This window comes from Alteromonas sp. Cnat3-28 (assembly GCF_022348265.1).
GTDB lineage: Bacteria > Pseudomonadota > Gammaproteobacteria > Enterobacterales > Alteromonadaceae > Alteromonas > Alteromonas macleodii.
Genome location: NZ_JAKREY010000053.1, coordinates 1 through 1,006, shown reverse-complemented (window position 1 = coordinate 1,006; position 1,006 = coordinate 1). Strand labels below are relative to the sequence as shown.

The window sequence follows — 1,006 nt, the reverse complement described above, 5'->3', positions numbered from 1 at the left end:
AGGGCTGCTCCCCGTTCGCTCGCCGCTACTAGGGGAATCTCGGTTGATTTCTTTTCCTAAGGGTACTTAGATGTTTCAGTTCCCCTCGTTTGCCTCGTTAACCTATGTATTCAGTTAACGATACCTATAAATAGGTGGGTTTCCCCATTCGGACATCTGTGGCTCAAATGCATTTTGTCGGCTCACCACAGCTTTTCGCAGACTTACACGTCCTTCATCGCCTCTAACTGCCAAGGCATCCACCGTATACGCTTCGTCACTTAACCATACAACCCCAAACAGCCTTTTGACTTCTGTCTAAGTTATGTTGCATGAATGACAAGCTAATCGGAAGAATTGCCTTGCTATCAAATCATCGATTGATAACAAGCAATTCAGTCAAGTAGAGTAAAAAGTCATCTTTCGATTTCTCAGTTACTCAATTTTGATTGATTACTATTAATATCAGCTTTCCAAATTGTTAAAGAACATTTGATGTTTCCTGCAAAAGCAGTACTTTCATCTTTAGAGTAAAAAACCCTAATCAATCTTTACTGAAACAGTAAATATTCATTAGGATTTCGGGTCCAACGTGACACATTTCTACCTTTATTACCTTCCTTTCACAAAGCAAGGAAATGGTAGGCTTGGGCAGACTTGAACTGCCGACCTCACCCTTATCAGGGGTGCGCTCTAACCAGCTGAGCTACAAGCCTTCAGTTTCTAAGTTTGTTAGCAACAAACCCAGTTTCAAGTAGATGGTGGAGCTAAGCAGGATCGAACTGCTGACCTCCTGAATGCAAATCAGGCGCTCTCCCAGCTGAGCTATAGCCCCATAAACTTGTGTCGTTCTTCATTTTAAACAAGACTATCTGTGTAGGCACTGCATCAAGGCGTCTATCGACGTAATGGTAAGGAGGTGATCCAACCCCAGGTTCCCCTAGGGTTACCTTGTTACGACTTCACCCCAGTCATGAAACACAAAGTGGTAATCGTCCTCCCGAAGGTTAGACTAACTACTTCTTTT

2 tRNA genes and 2 rRNA genes are annotated in these 1,006 nt (G+C 43.1%); all 4 read right to left on the bottom strand.

Going from position 1 to position 1,006, the window contains the following annotated elements:
• Positions 1-266: ribosomal RNA gene (locus MHM87_RS19790) — 23S ribosomal RNA — on the bottom strand; the annotation flags it as partial.
• A 352-nt stretch (positions 267-618) separates the two neighbouring features.
• Positions 619-695, bottom strand: a tRNA-Ile gene (locus MHM87_RS19785).
• Between the two features lie 43 nt (positions 696-738).
• Positions 739-814, bottom strand: a tRNA-Ala gene (locus MHM87_RS19780).
• A 77-nt stretch (positions 815-891) separates the two neighbouring features.
• Positions 892-1,006: ribosomal RNA gene (locus MHM87_RS19775) — 16S ribosomal RNA — on the bottom strand; the annotation flags it as partial.